Below are 753 nucleotides of genomic sequence, written 5' to 3' on the forward strand. Positions count from 1 at the left end.
ATAATAAAAATATTAAAAAATTAGTAAAAATAGAGAGTTGGTTATGGAAAGTAATTTAATTACATATACTAAGCGATAAAATTTTTAATAAATTTAAAAATTTTCACTTACATCAAAATTTCATAATATGGTAAAATAATTATACAACGTGTAGTTTTGATAACGTAAGTCCTGTTGTCAAAACTACACGTTTTATTTTATATAAAAACTATCTTTTAGAAAGGAAAGATTAGAATGTTTGAAGTAAACGACTATATTATGTATGGAATGACTGGAGTATGCCAAGTTATAGATATAACAAAAGAAATGTTTATAGATAACTTACAAAAGGAATATTATGTTTTAAAATATCTATATGCTAATGATACTATAATAAAAATACCAACTGATAATGAAAAAGTTCCAATGAGAAAAATACTTTCTAAAGGAGAACTTACTACATTAATAGATAGCATGCCTAATAGGGAAACTATTTGGATAGATGATGATAGACAAAGAAATGAAGAATTTAAGACAATTCTTAAAACTGGAGATATAGAAAATCTAGTTAAATTAATAAGAAGTATATACCTAGAAAAAGAATATAAAAAGTCAATAGGCAAGAAAACATATAAAATAGATGATGAAATTATGCAAACAGCAGAAAGACTTTTAAATGAAGAGTTTGCAACTATTTTAAATATTTCTCCTAATGAAGTTACAGAATATATATTAAATCATGTAAAAAAATAAAGTATAACYATGTTATAAATA

The 753-nt window shown here is 22.5% G+C and carries 1 protein-coding gene; it reads left to right on the forward strand.

Annotated features, from left to right (window positions below):
- Positions 1-234 precede the first annotated feature (234 nt).
- Complete coding sequence (locus G3997_RS03760; RefSeq protein WP_296648338.1) at positions 235-732, forward strand: CarD family transcriptional regulator; 498 nt, start codon at positions 235-237, stop codon at positions 730-732.
- Positions 733-753 lie beyond the last annotated feature (21 nt).

The organism is Romboutsia sp. 13368, from assembly GCF_018336475.1.
Taxonomy (GTDB): domain Bacteria; phylum Bacillota; class Clostridia; order Peptostreptococcales; family Peptostreptococcaceae; genus Romboutsia.

Coding starts and splice junctions, on each gene's coding strand:
- G3997_RS03760 (WP_296648338.1), top strand. CDS start 235: ATGTTTGAAGTAAACGACTATATTATGTATGGAATGACTGGAGTATGC.